At 52.8% G+C, this 21,317-nt stretch carries 13 protein-coding genes, 1 tRNA gene and 3 rRNA genes; 10 read left to right on the forward strand and 7 right to left on the reverse strand.

All coding sequences use genetic code 11. The features are described 5' to 3' along the window. Positions 1-27 precede the first annotated feature (27 nt). The 8 genes from rluD (at position 28) to AC0XWG_RS12835 (ending at position 11,358) form a co-directional block, all read left to right on the forward strand. The gene (gene rluD / locus AC0XWG_RS12800; RefSeq protein ID WP_028016723.1) at positions 28-1,008 is read left to right on the forward strand and encodes a 23S rRNA pseudouridine(1911/1915/1917) synthase RluD; all 981 of its coding nucleotides are present in this window, start codon (positions 28-30) and stop codon (positions 1,006-1,008) included. Then, entirely contained in the window at positions 1,005-1,736 is a 732-nt protein-coding gene (gene yfiH / locus AC0XWG_RS12805; RefSeq protein ID WP_049007923.1) for a purine nucleoside phosphorylase YfiH, read from the forward strand. The genes rluD and yfiH overlap by 4 nt, the downstream gene beginning before the upstream one ends. Before the next feature lie 129 nt (positions 1,737-1,865). Next, positions 1,866-4,439, forward strand: a complete 2,574-nt coding sequence (gene clpB, locus AC0XWG_RS12810) for an ATP-dependent chaperone ClpB (protein WP_454543910.1) — start codon at positions 1,866-1,868, stop codon at positions 4,437-4,439. Between the two features lie 429 nt (positions 4,440-4,868). Continuing rightward, positions 4,869-6,408 (forward strand): 16S ribosomal RNA (locus tag AC0XWG_RS12815). A gap of 85 nt (positions 6,409-6,493) precedes the next feature. Continuing rightward, a tRNA-Glu gene (locus tag AC0XWG_RS12820) sits at positions 6,494-6,569 on the forward strand. 192 nt (positions 6,570-6,761) lie between these two features. Next, positions 6,762-9,666: ribosomal RNA gene (locus AC0XWG_RS12825) — 23S ribosomal RNA — on the forward strand. A 70-nt stretch (positions 9,667-9,736) separates the two neighbouring features. Next, positions 9,737-9,852 (forward strand): 5S ribosomal RNA (gene rrf, locus AC0XWG_RS12830). The 16S, 23S and 5S rRNA genes sit together here with 1 tRNA gene alongside, the layout of an rRNA operon. Before the next feature lie 210 nt (positions 9,853-10,062). Next, entirely contained in the window at positions 10,063-11,358 is a 1,296-nt protein-coding gene (locus tag AC0XWG_RS12835; protein ID WP_475680638.1) for an MFS family transporter, read from the forward strand. On the opposite strand, the gene AC0XWG_RS12840 is transcribed toward AC0XWG_RS12835, so the two are convergent. From AC0XWG_RS12840 to trxC, 5 genes are all read right to left on the reverse strand, one after another. Further along, positions 11,355-11,678 (reverse strand): YfiM family lipoprotein, encoded by a 324-nt coding sequence (locus tag AC0XWG_RS12840; RefSeq protein WP_049005940.1) that lies wholly within the window; start codon positions 11,676-11,678, stop codon positions 11,355-11,357. The two genes, AC0XWG_RS12835 and AC0XWG_RS12840, sit on opposite strands and share 4 nt — an antisense overlap. 44 nt (positions 11,679-11,722) lie before the next feature. Then, complete coding sequence (gene pssA / locus AC0XWG_RS12845; protein WP_028016047.1) at positions 11,723-13,078, reverse strand: CDP-diacylglycerol--serine O-phosphatidyltransferase; 1,356 nt, start codon at positions 13,076-13,078, stop codon at positions 11,723-11,725. Between the two features lie 110 nt (positions 13,079-13,188). Beyond that, positions 13,189-15,852 carry a bifunctional acetate--CoA ligase family protein/GNAT family N-acetyltransferase gene (locus AC0XWG_RS12850; protein ID WP_475680639.1) on the reverse strand — a complete coding sequence of 888 codons (2,664 nt, stop codon included), beginning with the start codon at positions 15,850-15,852 and terminating at the stop codon, positions 13,189-13,191. Between the two features lie 35 nt (positions 15,853-15,887). Continuing rightward, positions 15,888-16,586, reverse strand: a complete 699-nt coding sequence (gene tapT, locus AC0XWG_RS12855; protein ID WP_475680640.1) for a tRNA-uridine aminocarboxypropyltransferase — start codon at positions 16,584-16,586, stop codon at positions 15,888-15,890. Between the two features lie 69 nt (positions 16,587-16,655). Further along, the gene (gene trxC, locus AC0XWG_RS12860; protein ID WP_028016050.1) at positions 16,656-17,075 is read right to left on the reverse strand and encodes a thioredoxin TrxC; all 420 of its coding nucleotides are present in this window, start codon (positions 17,073-17,075) and stop codon (positions 16,656-16,658) included. Between the two features lie 203 nt (positions 17,076-17,278). Between trxC and AC0XWG_RS12865 the strand changes: the two genes are divergently transcribed. After that, a complete protein-coding gene (locus AC0XWG_RS12865) occupies positions 17,279-18,379 on the forward strand; it encodes a tRNA/rRNA methyltransferase (protein ID WP_108090934.1) in 1,101 nt (366 codons plus the stop codon). Positions 18,380-18,418: 39 nt separating this feature from the next. Here AC0XWG_RS12865 and ung read toward each other — a convergent pair whose 3' ends face one another. After that, positions 18,419-19,108 (reverse strand): uracil-DNA glycosylase, encoded by a 690-nt coding sequence (gene ung, locus AC0XWG_RS12870; protein WP_475680641.1) that lies wholly within the window; start codon positions 19,106-19,108, stop codon positions 18,419-18,421. Between the two features lie 314 nt (positions 19,109-19,422). Between ung and grcA the strand changes: the two genes are divergently transcribed. Next, a complete protein-coding gene (gene grcA / locus AC0XWG_RS12875; RefSeq protein WP_008502190.1) occupies positions 19,423-19,806 on the forward strand; it encodes an autonomous glycyl radical cofactor GrcA in 384 nt (127 codons plus the stop codon). Between the two features lie 56 nt (positions 19,807-19,862). On the opposite strand, the gene srmB is transcribed toward grcA, so the two are convergent. After that, positions 19,863-21,191, reverse strand: a complete 1,329-nt coding sequence (gene srmB / locus AC0XWG_RS12880) for an ATP-dependent RNA helicase SrmB (RefSeq protein ID WP_028016053.1) — start codon at positions 21,189-21,191, stop codon at positions 19,863-19,865. Positions 21,192-21,317 lie beyond the last annotated feature (126 nt).

The raw sequence follows: 21,317 nt of genomic DNA on the forward strand, positions 1-21,317 counted from the left end.
ACCCAACGTTAAACGAAGAAGCAGTTTATGGCACAACGAGTAGAACTCACCGCAACAGTCTCCGAAAATCAGCTCGGTCAACGCTTAGATCAGGCTTTGGCCGAATTGTTCCCTGATTATTCGCGTTCACGCATAAAAGAATGGATCCTTGACCAGCGCGTGCTGGTAAACGGCAAGATCTGGGACAAACCAAAAGAGAAAGTGTTAGGTGGGGAAGCTGTCGCCATCAATGCTGAAATCGAAGAGGAAATCCGCTTCGAGCCGCAGGATATCCCACTGGACATCGTCTATGAAGATGATGACATTCTGGTGATCAACAAGCCGCGCGACCTGGTTGTTCATCCGGGGGCGGGGAATCCTGACGGTACAGTACTTAACGCACTTCTCCATTATTATCCGCCGATCGCAGATGTCCCGCGCGCGGGAATCGTTCACCGTCTGGATAAAGACACCACCGGTTTGATGGTGGTGGCGAAGACCGTTCCAGCTCAGACCCGTCTGGTGGAATCGCTGCAGCTGCGCGAAATCACTCGAGAGTATGAAGCGGTAGCCATTGGGCATATGACTTCTGGTGGAACAGTGGAAGAGCCAATCAGCCGTCACCCAACCAAACGTACTCATATGTCGGTGCATCCGATGGGTAAACCCGCGGTGACGCACTATCGCATCATGGAGCACTTCCGTATTCATACGCGTCTGCGTCTGCGTCTGGAAACCGGGCGTACTCACCAGATCCGTGTGCATATGGCGCACATTACCCATCCGCTGGTGGGGGATCAGGTATACGGTGGCCGTCCACGTCCGCCAAAAGGCGCATCGGATGAGTTCATCAGCGTACTGCGTAAATTCGATCGTCAGGCGCTACACGCGACCATGCTGCGTCTTTACCATCCTATCACTGGTATTCAGATGGAGTGGCATGCACCTATCCCGCAGGATATGGTGGAACTTATTGACGCCATGCGTGCCGATTTCGAAGAACATAAGGATCAAGTGGACTGGTTATGACCAAACTGATTGTCCCGGAATGGCCATTGCCTGCAGGTGTGGCCGCCTGCAGTTCAACCCGTATTGGCGGTGTGAGCCAGGGGGCGTGGGAGTCACTGAACCTCGGTGCACACTGTGGCGACAACCTGGAGCACGTTGAAGAAAACCGCAAGCGTCTGTTTGCTGCGGGGAACTTGCCGTCAAAACCGGTTTGGCTGGAACAGGTTCATGGAAAAACGGTGCTGAAGCTGACGGGAGAACCCTACGCTTCAAAACGCGCTGATGCCTCTTATAGTAATATTCCGGGAACGGTTTGTGCCGTAATGACTGCTGATTGTCTGCCTGTGCTGTTCTGTAACCGTGCAGGTACTGAGGTCGCAGCAGCACATGCGGGATGGCGCGGCCTGTGTGAAGGCGTGCTGGAGGAGACCGTCTCCTGCTTTAAAGATGAACCAGCCAATATCATGGCCTGGCTTGGCCCGGCCATTGGCCCTCGCGCTTTTGAGGTAGGGCCTGAGGTCCGTGAAGCATTTATGGATAAAGATCCGCAAGCAGTGGACGCCTTCCTGCCTTCGGGGGATAAATATCTGGCTGATATTTACCAGCTTGCTCGCCAGCGCCTGAATAATGTCGGTGTGACGCAGATCTTCGGTGGCAATCGCTGTACCTTCACCGAAAAGGGTGATTTTTTCTCTTATCGCCGCGACAAGACGACGGGTCGTATGGCAAGTTTTATTTGGCTGATATAACCTAAAGAATCAAGACGATCCGGCACGTGCCGTTTTCTTTTCACATAATTCAGGTCATTAACCTTGAATAATTGAGGGATGACCTCATTTAATCTCCAGTAGCAAATTTGACCTGTTATGGGAGGAGTTATGCGTCTGGATCGTCTTACTAATAAATTCCAGCTTGCTCTCGCCGATGCCCAGTCCCTTGCACTGGGGCACGACAACCAATTTATCGAACCTCTTCATTTAATGAGCGCCTTGCTGAATCAGGAAGGGGGATCGGTACGTCCTTTATTAACGTCCGCTGGCATTAATGCTGGCCAGTTACGCACAGCCATCGATCAGGCGCTGAGCCGCTTACCGCAGGTAGAAGGTACCGGCGGCGACGTTCAACCGTCGCAGGATCTGGTGCGTGTGCTGAACCTTTGCGACAAGCTGGCGCAAAAACGTGGGGACAACTTTATTTCGTCAGAGTTGTTTGTTCTGGCGGCGCTTGAATCACGCGGTACCTTGACCGACCTGCTGAAATCTGCCGGTGCGACCACCGCCAATGTGACTCAGGCGATTGAGAAAATGCGCGGAGGTGAAAGCGTGAACGATCAGGGAGCCGAAGACCAACGTCAGGCTTTGAATAAATTTACGGTCGATCTGACCGAACGTGCTGAACAGGGCAAACTTGACCCGGTTATCGGCCGTGACGAAGAGATCCGCCGTACTATCCAGGTATTGCAGCGTCGTACCAAGAACAACCCGGTGCTGATTGGTGAACCGGGTGTCGGTAAAACCGCCATTGTTGAAGGGCTGGCGCAGCGTATCGTCAACGGTGAAGTGCCGGAGGGGCTAAAAGGCCGTCGCGTACTGGCGCTGGATATGGGTGCGCTGGTGGCCGGTGCGAAATACCGCGGCGAGTTTGAAGAGCGCCTCAAAGGCGTGCTTAACGATCTGGCGAAGCAGGAAGGCAATGTCATCCTGTTTATCGACGAACTGCACACTATGGTCGGTGCGGGTAAAGCGGACGGCGCGATGGATGCCGGGAACATGCTGAAACCTGCGCTGGCGCGCGGTGAACTTCACTGCGTTGGTGCCACTACGCTTGATGAGTATCGTCAGTACATTGAAAAAGATGCTGCACTTGAACGTCGTTTCCAGAAAGTGTTTGTGGCTGAGCCAAGCGTTGAAGATACCATCGCGATTTTGCGTGGTCTGAAAGAGCGTTATGAGCTGCACCACCATGTGCAGATCACTGACCCGGCCATCGTTGCGGCGGCGACGCTTTCGCATCGTTATATTGCCGATCGTCAGTTGCCGGATAAAGCAATCGACCTGATCGATGAAGCGGCTTCGAGCATTCGTATGCAGATTGACTCGAAACCGGAAGAGCTCGACAGGCTCGACCGCCGTATCATCCAGCTCAAGCTGGAACAGCAGGCGCTGAAGAAAGAGTCTGATGAAGCCAGTAAGAAACGCCTGGATATGCTCAATGAAGAACTGGACGATAAAGAACGCCAGTATTCTGAGCTGGAAGAAGAGTGGAAAGCCGAGAAAGCATCCCTTTCCGGCACTCAGACCATAAAGGCGGAACTCGAACAGGCAAAAATTGCCATTGAGCAGGCCCGCCGTGTGGGCGATTTGGCGCGGATGTCAGAGCTGCAGTATGGCAAAATTCCTGAGCTGGAAAAACAGCTTGAGATTGCTACGCAGTCCGAAGGCAAAACGATGCGTCTGTTGCGTAATAAAGTGACGGATGCGGAAATTGCCGAAGTGCTGGCGCGCTGGACCGGTATCCCAGTGGCACGCATGCTGGAAGGTGAGCGTGAAAAACTGCTGCGTATGGAGCAGGATTTACATAACCGGGTGATTGGTCAGAACGAGGCGGTTGAAGCGGTTTCCAACGCTATTCGTCGTAGCCGTGCAGGGCTGTCCGATCCGAATCGCCCAATTGGCTCGTTCCTGTTCCTGGGGCCAACCGGTGTCGGTAAAACCGAGCTGTGTAAAGCGCTGGCTAACTTTATGTTCGACAGCGATGATGCGATGGTGCGTATCGACATGTCCGAGTTTATGGAGAAGCACTCTGTTTCGCGTCTGGTCGGTGCACCTCCGGGATACGTGGGTTATGAAGAAGGTGGTTATCTGACAGAAGCGGTGCGCCGTCGTCCTTATTCCGTCATTCTGCTGGACGAGGTAGAGAAAGCGCATCCAGATGTTTTCAACATTCTGCTTCAGGTGCTGGATGATGGTCGTCTGACCGATGGGCAGGGGAGAACAGTCGACTTCCGTAATACGGTGGTCATCATGACCTCGAACCTGGGTTCCGATTTGATTCAGGAACGTTTCGGTGAGCTGGACTATAGCCATATGAAGGATCTGGTGCTCGGTGTCGTGAGCCATAACTTCCGTCCTGAGTTCATCAACCGTATTGATGAAGTGGTGGTATTCCATCCTCTGGGTGAGAAACACATTGCGTCGATTGCGCAGATCCAGTTGCAGCGTTTGTACAAACGTCTGGAAGAGCGTGGATATGAAATTCACATCTCCGACGAGGCTCTGAAGCTGCTGAGCGAGAATGGTTACGATCCGGTGTACGGTGCGCGTCCATTAAAACGTGCTATCCAACAGCAGATCGAAAATCCGCTGGCGCAGCAGATCCTCTCCGGAGAGTTAATTCCAGGCAAAGTTATCCGTCTGGAAGCCAACGACGATCGCATTGTGGCAGTGCAGTAAGTCACAAAACCAAAAAACGAGCCGCTTGCGGCTCGTTTTTGTTTAAAAACCAGGCGAAAATTGAGGTCTGGAATGTAATTCGCCTGGAAAGTGAGCGGTTGGAAAATAATTTTCACTTTATCCTTGCGGCTTCGAAATAACTCCCTATAATGCGCCTCCACTGACACGGAACAACGGCACACACGCCGCCGGGTCAGCAGAGAAAAGCAAAATAAACGCTTGACTCTGTAGCGGGAAAGCGTAATATGCACACCCCGCGCCGCAGCGAAAACGAAGCGGCACTGCTCTTTAACAATTTATCAGACAATCTGTGTGGGCACTCAAAGTGACATGGATTCTTAACGTCCTCGGACGAAAAATGAATACCAAGTCTCAACGAGTGAACACGTAATTCATTACGAAGTTTAATTCATTGAGCATCAAACTTTTAAATTGAAGAGTTTGATCATGGCTCAGATTGAACGCTGGCGGCAGGCCTAACACATGCAAGTCGAGCGGTAGCACAGAGAGCTTGCTCTCGGGTGACGAGCGGCGGACGGGTGAGTAATGTCTGGGAAACTGCCTGATGGAGGGGGATAACTACTGGAAACGGTAGCTAATACCGCATAATGTCGCAAGACCAAAGAGGGGGACCTTCGGGCCTCTTGCCATCAGATGTGCCCAGATGGGATTAGCTAGTAGGTGGGGTAACGGCTCACCTAGGCGACGATCCCTAGCTGGTCTGAGAGGATGACCAGCCACACTGGAACTGAGACACGGTCCAGACTCCTACGGGAGGCAGCAGTGGGGAATATTGCACAATGGGCGCAAGCCTGATGCAGCCATGCCGCGTGTATGAAGAAGGCCTTCGGGTTGTAAAGTACTTTCAGCGGGGAGGAAGGTGCTGAGGTTAATAACCTCAGCAATTGACGTTACCCGCAGAAGAAGCACCGGCTAACTCCGTGCCAGCAGCCGCGGTAATACGGAGGGTGCAAGCGTTAATCGGAATTACTGGGCGTAAAGCGCACGCAGGCGGTCTGTCAAGTCGGATGTGAAATCCCCGGGCTCAACCTGGGAACTGCATTCGAAACTGGCAGGCTAGAGTCTTGTAGAGGGGGGTAGAATTCCAGGTGTAGCGGTGAAATGCGTAGAGATCTGGAGGAATACCGGTGGCGAAGGCGGCCCCCTGGACAAAGACTGACGCTCAGGTGCGAAAGCGTGGGGAGCAAACAGGATTAGATACCCTGGTAGTCCACGCCGTAAACGATGTCGACTTGGAGGTTGTGCCCTTGAGGCGTGGCTTCCGGAGCTAACGCGTTAAGTCGACCGCCTGGGGAGTACGGCCGCAAGGTTAAAACTCAAATGAATTGACGGGGGCCCGCACAAGCGGTGGAGCATGTGGTTTAATTCGATGCAACGCGAAGAACCTTACCTACTCTTGACATCCAGAGAACTTTCCAGAGATGGATTGGTGCCTTCGGGAACTCTGAGACAGGTGCTGCATGGCTGTCGTCAGCTCGTGTTGTGAAATGTTGGGTTAAGTCCCGCAACGAGCGCAACCCTTATCCTTTGTTGCCAGCGGTCCGGCCGGGAACTCAAAGGAGACTGCCAGTGATAAACTGGAGGAAGGTGGGGATGACGTCAAGTCATCATGGCCCTTACGAGTAGGGCTACACACGTGCTACAATGGCGCATACAAAGAGAAGCGACCTCGCGAGAGCAAGCGGACCTCATAAAGTGCGTCGTAGTCCGGATTGGAGTCTGCAACTCGACTCCATGAAGTCGGAATCGCTAGTAATCGTAGATCAGAATGCTACGGTGAATACGTTCCCGGGCCTTGTACACACCGCCCGTCACACCATGGGAGTGGGTTGCAAAAGAAGTAGGTAGCTTAACCTTCGGGAGGGCGCTTACCACTTTGTGATTCATGACTGGGGTGAAGTCGTAACAAGGTAACCGTAGGGGAACCTGCGGTTGGATCACCTCCTTACCTTAAAGAACCTGCCTTTGCAGTGCTCACACAGATTGTCTGATGAAAAGTAAATAGCAAGGCGTCTTGCGATTGAGACTTATACGTCCCCTTCGTCTAGAGGCCCAGGACACCGCCCTTTCACGGCGGTAACAGGGGTTCGAATCCCCTAGGGGACGCCACTTGCTGGTTCGTGAGTGAAAGTCACCTGCCGTCATATCTCAAAACTGACTTGCGAGTCATGTTTGAGATATTTGCTCTTTAAAAATCTGGATCAAGCTGAAAATTGAAACGACACACATGTTATGTGTGTTCGAGTCTCTCAAATTTTCGCAAGTCGATGGTGAATCGAAAGAAACATCTTCGGGTTGTGAGGTTAAGCGACTAAGCGTACACGGTGGATGCCCTGGCAGTCAGAGGCGATGAAGGACGTGCTAATCTGCGAAAAGCGCCGGCGAGGTGATATGAACCTTTGACCCGGCGATGTCCGAATGGGGAAACCCAGTGTGATTCGTCACACTATCGTTAACTGAATACATAGGTTAACGAGGCGAACCGGGGGAACTGAAACATCTAAGTACCCCGAGGAAAAGAAATCAACCGAGATTCCCCCAGTAGCGGCGAGCGAACGGGGAGCAGCCCAGAGTCTGAATCAGCTTGTGTGTTAGTGGAACGGTCTGGAAAGTCCGACGGTACAGGGTGATAGTCCCGTACACGAAAATGCACAGGTTGTGAACTCGAAGAGTAGGGCGGGACACGTGGTATCCTGTCTGAATATGGGGGGACCATCCTCCAAGGCTAAATACTCCTGACTGACCGATAGTGAACCAGTACCGTGAGGGAAAGGCGAAAAGAACCCCGGCGAGGGGAGTGAAAAAGAACCTGAAACCGTGTACGTACAAGCAGTGGGAGCACCTTCGTGGTGTGACTGCGTACCTTTTGTATAATGGGTCAGCGACTTATATTCTGTAGCAAGGTTAACCGTATAGGGGAGCCGAAGGGAAACCGAGTCTTAACTGGGCGTTAAGTTGCAGGGTATAGACCCGAAACCCGGTGATCTAGCCATGGGCAGGTTGAAGGTTGGGTAACACTAACTGGAGGACCGAACCGACTAATGTTGAAAAATTAGCGGATGACTTGTGGCTGGGGGTGAAAGGCCAATCAAACCGGGAGATAGCTGGTTCTCCCCGAAAGCTATTTAGGTAGCGCCTCGTGAACTCATCTTCGGGGGTAGAGCACTGTTTCGGCTAGGGGGCCATCCCGGCTTACCAACCCGATGCAAACTACGAATACCGAAGAATGTTATCACGGGAGACACACGGCGGGTGCTAACGTCCGTCGTGAAGAGGGAAACAACCCAGACCGCCAGCTAAGGTCCCAAAGTCATGGTTAAGTGGGAAACGATGTGGGAAGGCACAGACAGCCAGGATGTTGGCTTAGAAGCAGCCATCATTTAAAGAAAGCGTAATAGCTCACTGGTCGAGTCGGCCTGCGCGGAAGATGTAACGGGGCTAAACCATGCACCGAAGCTGCGGCAGCGACACTATGTGTTGTTGGGTAGGGGAGCGTTCTGTAAGCCGTTGAAGGTGTCCTGTGAGGGGTGCTGGAGGTATCAGAAGTGCGAATGCTGACATAAGTAACGATAATGCGGGTGAAAAGCCCGCACGCCGGAAGACCAAGGGTTCCTGTCCAACGTTAATCGGGGCAGGGTGAGTCGACCCCTAAGGCGAGGCCGAAAGGCGTAGTCGATGGGAAACAGGTTAATATTCCTGTACTTGGTGTTACTGCGAAGGGGGGACGGAGAAGGCTATGTTAGCCGGGCGACGGTTGTCCCGGTTTAAGCATGTAGGCGGAGGTTCCAGGTAAATCCGGTACCTTATTAACGCTGAGGTGTGATGACGAGGCACTACGGTGCTGAAGTAACAAATGCCCTGCTTCCAGGAAAAGCCTCTAAGCATCAGGTAACATCAAATCGTACCCCAAACCGACACAGGTGGTCAGGTAGAGAATACCAAGGCGCTTGAGAGAACTCGGGTGAAGGAACTAGGCAAAATGGTGCCGTAACTTCGGGAGAAGGCACGCTGATATGTAGGTGAAGCCCCTGCGGGTGGAGCTGAAATCAGTCGAAGATACCAGCTGGCTGCAACTGTTTATTAAAAACACAGCACTGTGCAAACACGAAAGTGGACGTATACGGTGTGACGCCTGCCCGGTGCCGGAAGGTTAATTGATGGGGTTAGCGGCAACGCGAAGCTCTTGATCGAAGCCCCGGTAAACGGCGGCCGTAACTATAACGGTCCTAAGGTAGCGAAATTCCTTGTCGGGTAAGTTCCGACCTGCACGAATGGCGTAATGATGGCCAGGCTGTCTCCACCCGAGACTCAGTGAAATTGAACTCGCTGTGAAGATGCAGTGTACCCGCGGCAAGACGGAAAGACCCCGTGAACCTTTACTATAGCTTGACACTGAACACTGGTCCTTGATGTGTAGGATAGGTGGGAGGCTTTGAAGCGTGGACGCCAGTCTGCGTGGAGCCGCCCTTGAAATACCACCCTTTAATGGCTGGTGTTCTAACGTAGACCCGTAATCCGGGTTGCGGACAGTGTCTGGTGGGTAGTTTGACTGGGGCGGTCTCCTCCCAAAGAGTAACGGAGGAGCACGAAGGTTAGCTAATCCTGGTCGGACATCAGGAGGTTAGTGCAATGGCATAAGCTAGCTTGACTGCGAGAGTGACGGCTCGAGCAGGTGCGAAAGCAGGTCATAGTGATCCGGTGGTTCTGAATGGAAGGGCCATCGCTCAACGGATAAAAGGTACTCCGGGGATAACAGGCTGATACCGCCCAAGAGTTCATATCGACGGCGGTGTTTGGCACCTCGATGTCGGCTCATCACATCCTGGGGCTGAAGTAGGTCCCAAGGGTATGGCTGTTCGCCATTTAAAGTGGTACGCGAGCTGGGTTTAGAACGTCGTGAGACAGTTCGGTCCCTATCTGCCGTGGGCGCTGGAGAATTGAGGGGGGCTGCTCCTAGTACGAGAGGACCGGAGTGGACGCATCACTGGTGTTCGGGTTGTCATGCCAATGGCACTGCCCGGTAGCTAAATGCGGAAGAGATAAGTGCTGAAAGCATCTAAGCACGAAACTTGCCCCGAGATGAGTTCTCCCTGACCCTTTAAGGGTCCTGAAGGAACGTTGAAGACTACGACGTTGATAGGTCGGGTGTGTAAGCGCAGCGATGCGTTGAGCTAACCGATACTAATGAACCGTGAGGCTTAACCTTACAACGCCGAAGCTGTTTCGGCGAAGAGAGACAGAAGATTTTCAGCTTTGATACAGATTAACAGAATTTGCCTGGCGGCTTTAGCGCGGTGGTCCCACCTGACCCCATGCCGAACTCAGAAGTGAAACGCCGTAGCGCCGATGGTAGTGTGGGGTCTCCCCATGTGAGAGTAGGGAACTGCCAGGCATCAATCAGGAAGAACCCCGTACCGCAAGGTACGGGGTTTTTTGCTTTGTCTTTTCCCAGCTTGGCCTTTCTCTTAATCCCTTACCCTGCTAACGGAATGTGTGATCGTTGTCTCAATGTTATCTATAACAAAATTATAACATTTTATTTACGAGGTAATTGAGTTTACTGACTCAATACGCCGCAGTTTATGGCAGGAGCATAATCACAATGACAGAAAGCATTACATCAAACGGGACGCTGGCTAACAGTGATACCCGAAGAAGGGTATGGGCAATCGTCAGCGCCTCTTCAGGGAATCTGGTTGAATGGTTCGACTTTTACGTCTACTCATTCTGTTCACTCTACTTCGCACATATTTTCTTTCCCTCCGGCAACACCACGACGCAACTTCTACAAACAGCAGGGGTATTTGCTGCAGGATTCCTGATGCGACCGATCGGGGGCTGGTTGTTCGGCCGTATTGCGGATCGCCGCGGGCGTAAGGCTTCTATGCTGATCTCGGTTTGTATGATGTGCTTTGGCTCTCTGGTGATCGCCTGCCTGCCGGGATATGAATCCATTGGTACCTGGGCTCCCGCCCTACTTTTACTGGCCCGCTTATTTCAGGGGCTATCGGTGGGGGGGGAATACGGTACCAGTGCGACCTACATGAGTGAGATTGCTCTGGAAGGTCGTAAAGGTTTTTACGCCTCCTTCCAGTATGTCACGCTTATTGGCGGTCAGTTGCTGGCCATTCTTGTGGTGGTTATCCTGCAGCAGATTCTGACGGACGAACAACTTCACGCCTGGGGATGGCGAGTTCCTTTCGCAATGGGCGCAGTACTGGCGATCGTCGCACTTTGGCTACGCCGTCAGTTGGATGAAACCTCTCAGAAAGAGGTCAGAACGCTGAAGGAGGCGGGAACCTTCAAAGGGTTATGGCATAACCGTAAAGCTTTTCTGATGGTGCTGGGCTTCACTGCGGGTGGCTCTCTCAGTTTCTACACGTTCACCACCTATATGCAAAAGTACCTGGTGAACACTACCGGAATGCACGCAAACGTCGCCAGTGTCGTCATGACCGTGGCGCTGTTTGTCTTTATGCTCATACAACCCATTATCGGTGCGTTCTCGGATAAAATTGGCCGACGGACGTCGATGCTGATTTTTGGCGGGCTGTCGGCGTTATGTACCGTACCTATTCTGACTGCTCTTCAGCATGTGACTTCGCCGTATGCAGCATTTGCGCTGGTTATGCTGGCGATGGTGATTGTCAGTTTCTATACCTCGATCAGTGGAATACTGAAAGCCGAAATGTTCCCGGCGCAGGTACGTGCTTTAGGAGTCGGGCTCTCTTATGCGGTAGCCAATGCGTTGTTTGGCGGATCGGCGGAGTATGTTGCGTTGTCTCTTAAATCATGGGGAAGTGAAACGACATTCTTCTGGTACGTCACTGCAATGGGGGCGCTGGCATTTATCGTATCCCTGATGCTTCATCGCAAAGGGAAAGGCATCCGGCTTTAATAGTGCGCCATTTGCCACACAGCATAGCCAGTCGTTGCGCCGGCGACATCCCAGGCAAAATCTTTCCAGCTCCAGCCGCTCCCTGCGGGGCGGCTATCCCACAATTCTTTAGATGCCCCAAGACCGACAGAGAACATCAACCCTATCGCCGCGCTACGATCCCGGCTGTATCCCTGATGCTGAGCATATTCATTACCGGCTGCGGACAACATCGCGGAAGCGAGAAAATGTTGGGCTTTATCCTGACCGGACCAGCTATCGTTTGCCATATGGCTACAGCCGGTGAGGGCGAGAGTAGTTAGCAGGAGAGGGATGCGCATCAAGAACTCCATAAAAAAGCCCCGTCGAAGACAGGGCTGTGGCATTACAGAATACGGCTGATAAGTCGGTCGATACGGATACGACGTAAACGGCGGATAAGTTTGCGGACCTTCACCGGATAATCGGCAATGCTCTGCAGTTCGCGGTAATGATTAACCACAGTGGTATGTGTGCGAATCAGCTCCAGCTCACGCTCACGTTTTGCGGCTAACTCATGCTGTGGGTCATGGATCAGGATAGCGTTTTCCAGATCCAGTCGCCACGCGCGCGGGTTCAGGTTGTTACCGGTCAGTAGCATCCACTCATCGTCGACCCACATACCTTTGAGATGGTAAGTGTTGTCTTCATCTTTCCACAGACGCACAACCAACTGGTCAGTGTTTACGTAATACTGTAAACGACTCAGGAAACGGCGCAGGTTAATCTCATAGAGGTAAGGTAGCGCACCGATAATTTTGAACGGCTGATCTTCAGGAATAAAGAAGTCGTTAGCCGTTTTATCCCCAACGATGATTTCCACTTTTTTACCATCGCGCAGCAGCTGAATGATGTTACGCACCAGCACGGCAGGAAGGTTGAAGTACGGTGTACAGATGGTGAGTTTCTGCTCTGCACACGGCATCAGATGAAAGATCGTTTTATTTAGCAGGCTTGATTTGCCGAGACCTACCAGCGGGGTAACGGATAACTCTTCGTTGTTTGCATCGCCCTGGAAATGATAGACCGCATCGCGCAGTTCCTGGCGGAATGCACGAACATCATTTTTGATTTCCGGGCTTTTAGGGCGCTCTGGATCGTCAAGGCGATTTACACCACGGCCATGAACCAGATTTTTATCAACCCAATTAAACATGATATCGGCCATCTGAGGATTACGAATCAGATGGTAGCGGTCGTAGCGATACTTATCGAGCTGATGGAGGTAAACATCATTCAGACTAGCACCACTGTAAAGTACGCTGTCATCAATGATGAAACCCTTGAAATGAAGGACGCCGAGCGCTTCACGAGTATTAACAGGCACGCCATAAACAGGAACATCGACGCCAGGATTCTCCTGCGCCATGCGGCAATACCAGTCAGCATTGGTGTTTGAAGCGGCAGCGCCAATACGACCGCGCTGAGCGCGATGCCAGTCAACCAGCACGCGAACATCGAGTTCAGGACGTTGACGTTTGGCTTCATAGAGCGCGTTCAGGATCCCGCGCCCGCCTTCGTCTTGTTCCAGATACAGTGCCACAATGCAAATGCGTCGCGTGGCGCTGGCAATCTTTTCAAGAAGCGTCTCCCGAAAATGAGCGGGAGCGTAAAAGAACTCTACATCATCAACTGACTGAGAAATCTTCGGTAGTTGAGCAAGGTGTTGTTGATGTTTATTACGCTTAAATTTTGACAACATCACAGTGCGTTTCTTCTCTGTTCATTGAAGGGTTGTCTGTACCATGCAAACAACATAAGCGGACAATGATACCACCAGTCCCGTCCAAAGTGGGTAACATTTCCAGTAGCTTACTCGTGTTTATCTGCTGATGTCAGGTTGAGGGACAAGGCAACAATACCTTCGTCCAGTTGAATATCAACATCAAATCCAAGTTTTCGCGCCAGGGTCACCATACCGCGATTGTTAGGCATAGTAATGCCATTCAGGCGTAACAATCCGTGATCTCGCGTATAACTGATGAGTTTTTCCAGCAGTCGTCTCCCCAGACCCAGGCCTTTTAGATCGGAGCGTACCAGCACGGCAAACTCCGCATCAACATTATCCGGGTCAGAAATAGCACGCGTCACGCCAAGGATCTCATCACCTTTATCGGAACGACGAACGGCGACAAAAGCCATTTCTCGATCGTAGTCGATCTGGGTCATATTGGCTAAATCATCGTGGGTAAATTCGTTGATTTCACTAAAATAGCGATAGTAAAGATCCTCTTTCGTGACCTGAGAGATAAAGGCCCGCAGCTGAGGTTCATCTTCCGGCAGAATAGGGCGGAATAAGGCGCGTTCCCCATTCTTCATCTCTACCCACTCTTCCAGTTGCAGCGGGTAAGGACGGATCGCCAGACGGCTCTCTCTGTCGCCTTCAAAGGGCGCGATATCCAGCGTCACGTCCAGCGCGGTAAATTCATTACCGGAGGCGAGAAGTGGGTGGATATCCAGCCGCTGGATCTCGGCACAATCCACAATCAGGTTAGATACCTGCACCAGGAACTGACTTAGCCCGGCAATATCAAGTGGACGCAGCGCGCTCCGGCCGCGGATCTTTTTGCTTTTAATCGCCTGGATGATCAAATAACGCGCCAGATTCATGTTCAGCGGCGGTAACGCTACAACGGCTTGTTCTTCAGGCCGCCACTCAACGCCGCCTTCTCCCAACATAATGAGCGGGCCAAACACGGGATCATGTTCAACCACCACCCGTAGCTCCTGAGCACCTGCGCGGTTAGCCATGCTTTGCACCAGCAACCCGTGGATCCTTGCCTGCGGCCAGGCCATTTTGACCCGATCAAAAATGGCATCTGCTGCTTGCTGAACCTCCGTTGCCGTACGCAGGTATAACATCACCCCCTGAATATCAGACTTATGTGGGATATCCGGTGAACGCAACTTAAGGGCAACCGGGTAGCCAATTTGTTCGGCAATATGCACAGCCTCAGCGCTGTCGCTGGCAATCCAGGTGGGCAGGGTTTGCATTCCGTAACTGCCGAGAATGGGCTGAACTTCATGCGTATCAAGCGTTGTCGCACCTTCTTCGATAGCCTGTTGTAAAAGACGGTGAACGTCGACGGTGTTAGCCGTCAGATTACCGGGTAACGCTGGGGTTTCGCGTAACTGTTTCTGGTTACGGCGATACTCGACCATATGCATAAATGCAGTGATAGTGCCTTCCGGAGTACGGTAGGTTGGCAGCCCGGCTTCACTGAACAAGCGTCGCGCCTCCTGCGAAGAAAACTCACCGCACCAGTTGGTCAGCAAAGTGACATATTTTCCACGTGGATGATTGCGCACGGTATCAATGAGTGCCCGCGCACTTTCACTACCTGGAGCGGCCGCGCTGGGGGAGTGGATAATCATCAGCGCGTCGAAATCCTGGCTATCCAGCAAAATCGAGATGGCCTTGATATAGCGATCGCTGCTGGCGTCATCGCGTAAGTCAAGCGGGTTGTCTGGCGTCACACTTGTCGGGAGAGCTTCTCTCAGACGTTGCAGCGTCTCTTCACCCAGCGTTGCCAGCTTACCGAAGCGCCGCCACAGTTCATCCAGCGCGAGTGCGGCAGGGGCGGCGCCGTTACTGACAATCATTAACTTCTCACCGCGCAATGGGCGCATATGGCTTAGCGTCTCGACGGCGGAAAAAAGCTCGTGTGTATCCTGTACCCGCAGCAAACCGGCACGCTGAATGGCGGCGTCCCAGGCAGGATCCATACCGGAATGCGACTGCAGAAGTCGCTGGGCTGCAGGGCTACGCCCACTTTTGATCACCAGGATCGGTTTATTGCGCGAGGCGCTTCGTGAAGCCGATACAAAACGACGGGCATCGCTGAGGTGCTCGAGGTAAAGCAGGATTGCGCTGGTTTTACTGTCGCGAGCCAGAAAATCAAGGAGCTCATCAACGTCAATATCCAGGCTGTCACCCAGGGCAATGAAGTAGGAGAATCCCATTTCACGCTGCTGAGCCCAGTCGAGGATGGTGTTCGATACCGCCGCCGATTGCGAAATAAACGCGAGTTTGCCTTTACGGATTGGTGCAGGAGAGAAACTGGCATTCAGCCCCTGCCAGGGGGCGAGCAGGCCAAGACTGTTCGGCCCAAGGATGCGCATTTGATAACGACTGGCGCATGCCAGCAGCTCGGGCTGTTGTTCAGGTGGAGACGAGAGAATAATGCAGGTTTTACACCCTTTTTTACCGAGTGATTCCAGCAGTTCCGGATTTCGTTTCGCATTGGTACACAGTACGGCAAGATCGGGTACGAAAGGCAGGCTCTGTACATCTGGCCAGGCAAGTACCCCCTGAACGGCCTTGTAGGCAGGCGTAACGGGCATAACAGGGCCATTAAACCCTCCGGCCAGCAGGTTACGCATCATCAGATAGCCTGCACGATCCGGTTTCATTGAGGCGCCGATAACGGCAATGGATTTAGGACGTAATAGCGCTTCTAACCCTCGCTGGCTCATGCAGGCCTCCTGTGAATGCAAGCGACCTGATGATTTTAAACGCTTTCTGTCTCTGTTGCTGTGACACTGCCCTTATGAACGGTTTTTCCCGCCAGATAGCGCTCGCGAAAGCGGGAGAAATGGTTGCCCAGGGCGCCTGCCGCTACGGTATCGCCTGCTAAATCCAGAAGCGCAATGGCCACTTCGGCAGTGCAGTATTGCCCGTCGGCATGCGCTTCACGCAGACGGTAGGCGGAGACCCGGGAAAGGTCGACAGAAATCACCGGCAGAGCGTCAAGATAAGGACTTTTACGAAACATTTTTCGTGCTTCGGTCCAGGTGCCATCCAGCATAATAAACAGGGGCGGTTTACCGGATGGGGGAGCCGAAAGCACCTGACGATCGGCCCCTGCATAAGAGGCCGGGAAAACGACCATGGGCTGATAGTCCGGGTTTGTCACTGCGTCGAGCAGGGCCTGTGGTGGCTCCGTGCGCGACCACTGAAACGCAGTGGTATCAGGCAGAATGTCGGCAATCAGGCGACCCGTATTACTGGGTTTCATCGGCTCGGTATCGAACATCACCAGACAAAAACGACTCTCCGCTGTACTCGGGGCCAGCGTCTCGCACAGGCAAACCTTTAGTGGCAGCAGGCATCGCTGGCAACGACGGATTCGATTGCCACGGGCAAGAAAGGGACGCGTTGAGCGAGCAAGGCGTTCGGCACGTAATTGAAGGACAGCGTTATCAGTCATGGGCGAAATGCAGGAAAAACCCTATTTTCGCAGAGGCGGGAACGGGGCACAAGATGTGCCCCATGAATGTTACAGCGACTCGTTTAACCAGCTTTCAAAAGGCGCTTTTGGAACCGCACCGTTGAGCATATCGATCACTTCACCCTTTTTGAAAATCATAATGGTCGGGATGCTGCGAATACGAAAACGTGCGCTCAGTTCGGGTTCCGCTTCGGTATTGACCTTAACGAACCGCATTTTCCCGTTGCGCTCTTCTGCCACATCTTCGAAGATCGGCGCGAAGCTACGGCATGGGCCGCACCATGGCGCCCAGAAGTCGACCACTACGGGAAGATCATCCTTGAGGAGTTTGTCCAGCGTAGCACCCGTTGCGTTAATGACATCGCCATCAAACAATTCATGACCACAACGCCCGCATTTCGCACCATCTTCAATCCGATCGTCCGGAATGCGATTGAGAGCCTGACAGTTGGCACATACGGTATTCATAACTAACCTCTGATAGAGCCGTGGGACAGCGGCAAACGCCGATAATGTTTCTAATATGTTACATATTATCAATGAGCCTGTTTGAAACAACAATGCGTTTTATTCAATGAGAACAATAGTCACAGGCTTTTGTACGAAATTATGGCTATGCGCTGGCACATCGGGTAATCTGCGCGCTTCGCGCAGCGCTGGTGGAGAAAAGCATGAACGACGAAATGAAAAACAAAAGCGGCAAGGTCAAAGTGATGTATGTCCGCAGTGATGATGACTCTGATAAACGCACCCAAAATCCGCGTACCGGAAAAGGTGGCGGGCGTCCGGCGTCTTCTCGTGCAGACGGTGGCCGTCGCCCCGCCCGCGATGACAGAAATAACCGCGGTGATGACCGCAAACGTGATGACCGTAAGCGTGACGATCGCAAACGCGATGACCGTCCACGCGATGACTTCTCACGTGATAACGCCTCCCCGTGGCGCACCGTTTCCCGCGCCCCTGGCGATGAGACGCCGGAAAAAGCCGATCACGGTGGTATCAGCGGTAAAAGCTTTATCGACCCGGAAGTGCTGCGCCGTCAGCGTGCGGAAGAGACTCGCGTGTATGGCGAGAATGCCTGCCAGGCTCTGTTCCAGAGCCGTCCTGAGTGCATCGTCCGCGCCTGGTTTATCCAGAGCGTGACTCCACGCTTTAAAGAAGCGCTGCGCTGGATGGCCGCGAACCGTAAAGCTTATCACGTGGTAGATGATGCCGAGCTGACCAAAGCGTCCGGTACCGAACACCACGGTGGTGTTTGCTTCCTGATCAAAAAACGTAATGGCACCACCGTTCAGCAATGGGTCAGCCAGGCAGAGGCCGATGACTGTGTTCTGGCGCTGGAAGATGTGGGAAACCCGCATAACCTGGGTGCGATGATGCGTAGCTGCGCTCACTTCGGCGTGAAAGGCGTGCTGTTGCAGGATGCTGCACTGCTGGAATCAGGTGCGGCGATCCGTACTGCAGAAGGTGGTGCTGAGCACGTTCAGCCGATCACCGGTGATAGCGTTCTGGATGCTATTGAGCAGTTCCGTAAAGCGGGCTATTCCATCGTGACGACTTCGAGCCATGCTGGTACGCCGCTGTTTAAAGCGACGCTGCCGCGTAAAATGGTGCTGGTGCTGGGTCAGGAGCGCGATGGTCTGTCTGACGCGGCGCTCTCCAGTGCAGATCTGAGCGTCTCTATCGACGGAACAGGTAATGTGGAAAGTCTGAACGTATCCGTTGCGACTGGCGTACTGCTGGCCGAGTGGTGGCGTCAGAATAAGGCATAAGCCTCTTAATGTGCCGGGTTAGACCCGGCACATTAAATACTACTCGCTTTCTGCCGGTAACACAGGCATCCAGTCAATTGGCGTTTCGCCACGTTTTTCCAGCCATTCGTTCGCCAGAACAAAATGATTACTGCCAAAGAAGCCGCGATGTGCAGACAACGGTGACGGGTGCGGCGCTTTCAACACGTGATGACGCTGACGATCGATAATCGCCCCTTTCTTCTGTGCGTGAGAACCCCAAAGTAAAAATACCACGCCTTCACGATGCTCGTTGATCAGGCTGATGACTTTGTCAGTAAACGTTTCCCAGCCCAGGCTTGCGTGTGAGTGCGCCTGACCCGCCCGTACGGTAAGCACCGTATTCAATAACAGCACGCCCTGGTGCGCCCAGCTTTCCAGGTAACCGTGAGTAGGGCGGGTAAACCCAGGCAGCGTTCCCTCAAGCTCTTTATACATGTTCAGCAGAGAAGGGGGGATAGCCACGCCCGGGCGTACAGAGAACGCCAGCCCGTGCGCCTGCCCTGGGCCATGGTAAGGATCCTGTCCGAGGATAACGACTTTGACATCGCTCAATTCGGTATAGCGAAAGGCGTTGAAAACATCTTTCTGTGGCGGATAAATCGTCTGGCCAGACTGCCGCTCCGTCGCGACGGTGCTGAGAGTATTAATAAAATAGGGCTGCTGTTTTTCTTCGGCCAGCACGTCGTGCCAGGTTAAAGGTGTCGTCATCTCGCTCTCCTGCGAATCTCAATCTGCGTCTAGCTTACCTGTTAAATACATGGGCGCAAAATCACAGGCAGAAATTGACCGTAAGTCCCTCAATTTATTTTGAAAGTATGCAGGTGAAATTGAATTGGTAAGGCAATGAAATTGATCTAAAACAATAAATTCAAACCACACTCTTTGTATGGTTGGTGTTTTTGTTGATTTAAATCAATAAATCACCAAGGTGCGAATGATATATATACACACAAGAAACATTGGTTTTACCAATTGGCCTGAAGAGGCCGACATCAGTTAATGTAGCCTAAGGGAGGCAACACATGATTACAGGTATCCAGATTACTAAAGCTGCAAATGACGATCTGCTCAACTCTTTCTGGCTGCTGGACAGCGAGAAAAACGAAGCACGTTGTGTCGTCGCGAAAGCCGGTTTTGCTGAAGATGAAATTGTTCCAGTCAGCAAGCTGGGCGAAATTGAATACCGTGAAATCCCAATGGAAGTGAAACCGGAAGTACGTGTGGAAGGTGGTCAGCACCTGAACGTTAACGTGCTGCGTCGCGAAACGCTGATGGATGCGGTTGAGCACCCTGAAAAATACCCACAGCTGACCATTCGCGTGTCTGGCTATGCAGTACGCTTTAACTCTCTGACCCCAGAACAACAGCGCGACGTTATCGCTCGTACCTTTACTGAAAGCCTGTAATAGTTTCAGCCGTGGGGGCAGAATAAAAAAAGCCGGGGATTTTCCCCGGCTTTTTATTACTCTTCAGTCTTCGTTTCCTGCGCGGCAGCGCTTGGCTTACGGCGCTTACCAATGTTTTTGGTATCGCGGTGACGCTGCTTCACGCGTGGCTTCTCTTTTTCTTTCTCTTTTCTCTCAGCACGTTTCGCGAGCGCTTTCTTGGACGGTTTACCCGTCATTTTTTCACTCGGCGCACGTGTGGTCGGGCGCAGGCCATCAATAACGCGCGCTTTCAGCGGCTCGTCAACATAGCGGCCAATTTTCTGCAGCAGCAGGTAGTCATGCGCTTCGACCAGTGAGATAGCAATCCCTTTGCGGCCCGCGCGGCCGGTACGGCCAATACGGTGCAGATAGGTATCGCCGCTGCGTGGCATATCGAAGTTAATGACGTGGCTGACGTCAGGGATGTCGATCCCGCGAGCGGCAACGTCTGTGGCAACCAGCACGTTAACGCGGCCATCGGTCAGGCGCTTAATGCCTTCGGTACGTTTGATCTGTGCCATCTCGCCTTCAAGATAGCAGTTGTTGATCCCGGCGTTACGCAGCATTTCTGCCAGCTCGTGCACGCGCTCGCGCTTACGCACAAACACGATTGTGCGCAGCGCATCTTCCTGCTTCAGCAGGTGTTTGAGCAATTCGACCTTGTGCTCAAGGTTGTCCGCGCGGTAGTACCACTGGTGGATCTTCTTACGCTCACGGGTGGACGGCGTCGCTGACACTTCCACCGGATCTTCCAGCAGACGCTCTGCGAAGTCTTTAATCGCTTCCCCTTCGAGGGTGGCAGAGAACAGCATCGTCTGGTTACGCCAGCGCGTTTCACCCGCAATATGCTCAATATCCTGTGCGAAGCCCATGTCCAGCATACGGTCGGCTTCGTCGAGGATCAGCGTTTCAACCGCGCGGCAGTCGAAGTTCTCTTCTTTAATGTACTGCAGCAGGCGGCCCGTCGTCGCAACGACGATGTCCTGGTTTTCGCTGAACACTTCGGCGTGGTTCATATACGCAACGCCGCCGGTGATGGTGGCGATATCCAGATGAGTATTTGCCGCGAGTTCACGCGCGTGATCGGCCACCTGCATGGCCAGCTCGCGCGTAGGCGTCAGGATTAAAATACGCGGCGGGCCTGATTTTTTACGTGGAAAATCGAGCAGATGCTGCAACACAGGCAGCAAATAGGCTGCTGTCTTCCCCGTGCCGGTTGGCGCAGAACCGAGCACATCGCGGCCCTCAAGCGCAGGCGGAATGGCCGCTGCCTGAATGGCGGTCGGGCGTGTAAAGCCTTTGCTCTCAAGTGCATTGAGCAGGCTTTCATCGAGTTCAAGTTCGGAAAAAGTCGTTACAGTCATGTTCTACCTCTGTGTGGGGCGCTGATTATAGACGTTACGGCTGTAATCTTCATCTGTTTGTATGGATATCGCTTTTCGGTCACTTCGCTTTCCCCTATGCTACTCCAGTTTCACTTAGAAGGTTGC

This window comes from Enterobacter sp. DVT3837 (assembly GCF_056238685.1).

Coding starts and splice junctions, on each gene's coding strand:
- AC0XWG_RS12850 (WP_475680639.1), bottom strand. CDS start 15,852: ATGAGCCAGCGAGGGTTAGAAGCGCTATTACGTCCTAAATCCATTGCC.
- AC0XWG_RS12840 (WP_049005940.1), bottom strand. CDS start 11,678: ATGCGCATCCCTCTCCTGCTAACTACTCTCGCCCTCACCGGCTGTAGC.
- AC0XWG_RS12835 (WP_475680638.1), top strand. CDS start 10,063: ATGACAGAAAGCATTACATCAAACGGGACGCTGGCTAACAGTGATACC.
- rluD (WP_028016723.1), top strand. CDS start 28: ATGGCACAACGAGTAGAACTCACCGCAACAGTCTCCGAAAATCAGCTC.
- clpB (WP_454543910.1), top strand. CDS start 1,866: ATGCGTCTGGATCGTCTTACTAATAAATTCCAGCTTGCTCTCGCCGAT.
- trxC (WP_028016050.1), bottom strand. CDS start 17,075: ATGAATACCGTATGTGCCAACTGTCAGGCTCTCAATCGCATTCCGGAC.
- AC0XWG_RS12865 (WP_108090934.1), top strand. CDS start 17,279: ATGAACGACGAAATGAAAAACAAAAGCGGCAAGGTCAAAGTGATGTAT.
- ung (WP_475680641.1), bottom strand. CDS start 19,108: ATGACGACACCTTTAACCTGGCACGACGTGCTGGCCGAAGAAAAACAG.
- srmB (WP_028016053.1), bottom strand. CDS start 21,191: ATGACTGTAACGACTTTTTCCGAACTTGAACTCGATGAAAGCCTGCTC.
- yfiH (WP_049007923.1), top strand. CDS start 1,005: ATGACCAAACTGATTGTCCCGGAATGGCCATTGCCTGCAGGTGTGGCC.
- tapT (WP_475680640.1), bottom strand. CDS start 16,586: ATGACTGATAACGCTGTCCTTCAATTACGTGCCGAACGCCTTGCTCGC.
- grcA (WP_008502190.1), top strand. CDS start 19,423: ATGATTACAGGTATCCAGATTACTAAAGCTGCAAATGACGATCTGCTC.
- pssA (WP_028016047.1), bottom strand. CDS start 13,078: ATGTTGTCAAAATTTAAGCGTAATAAACATCAACAACACCTTGCTCAA.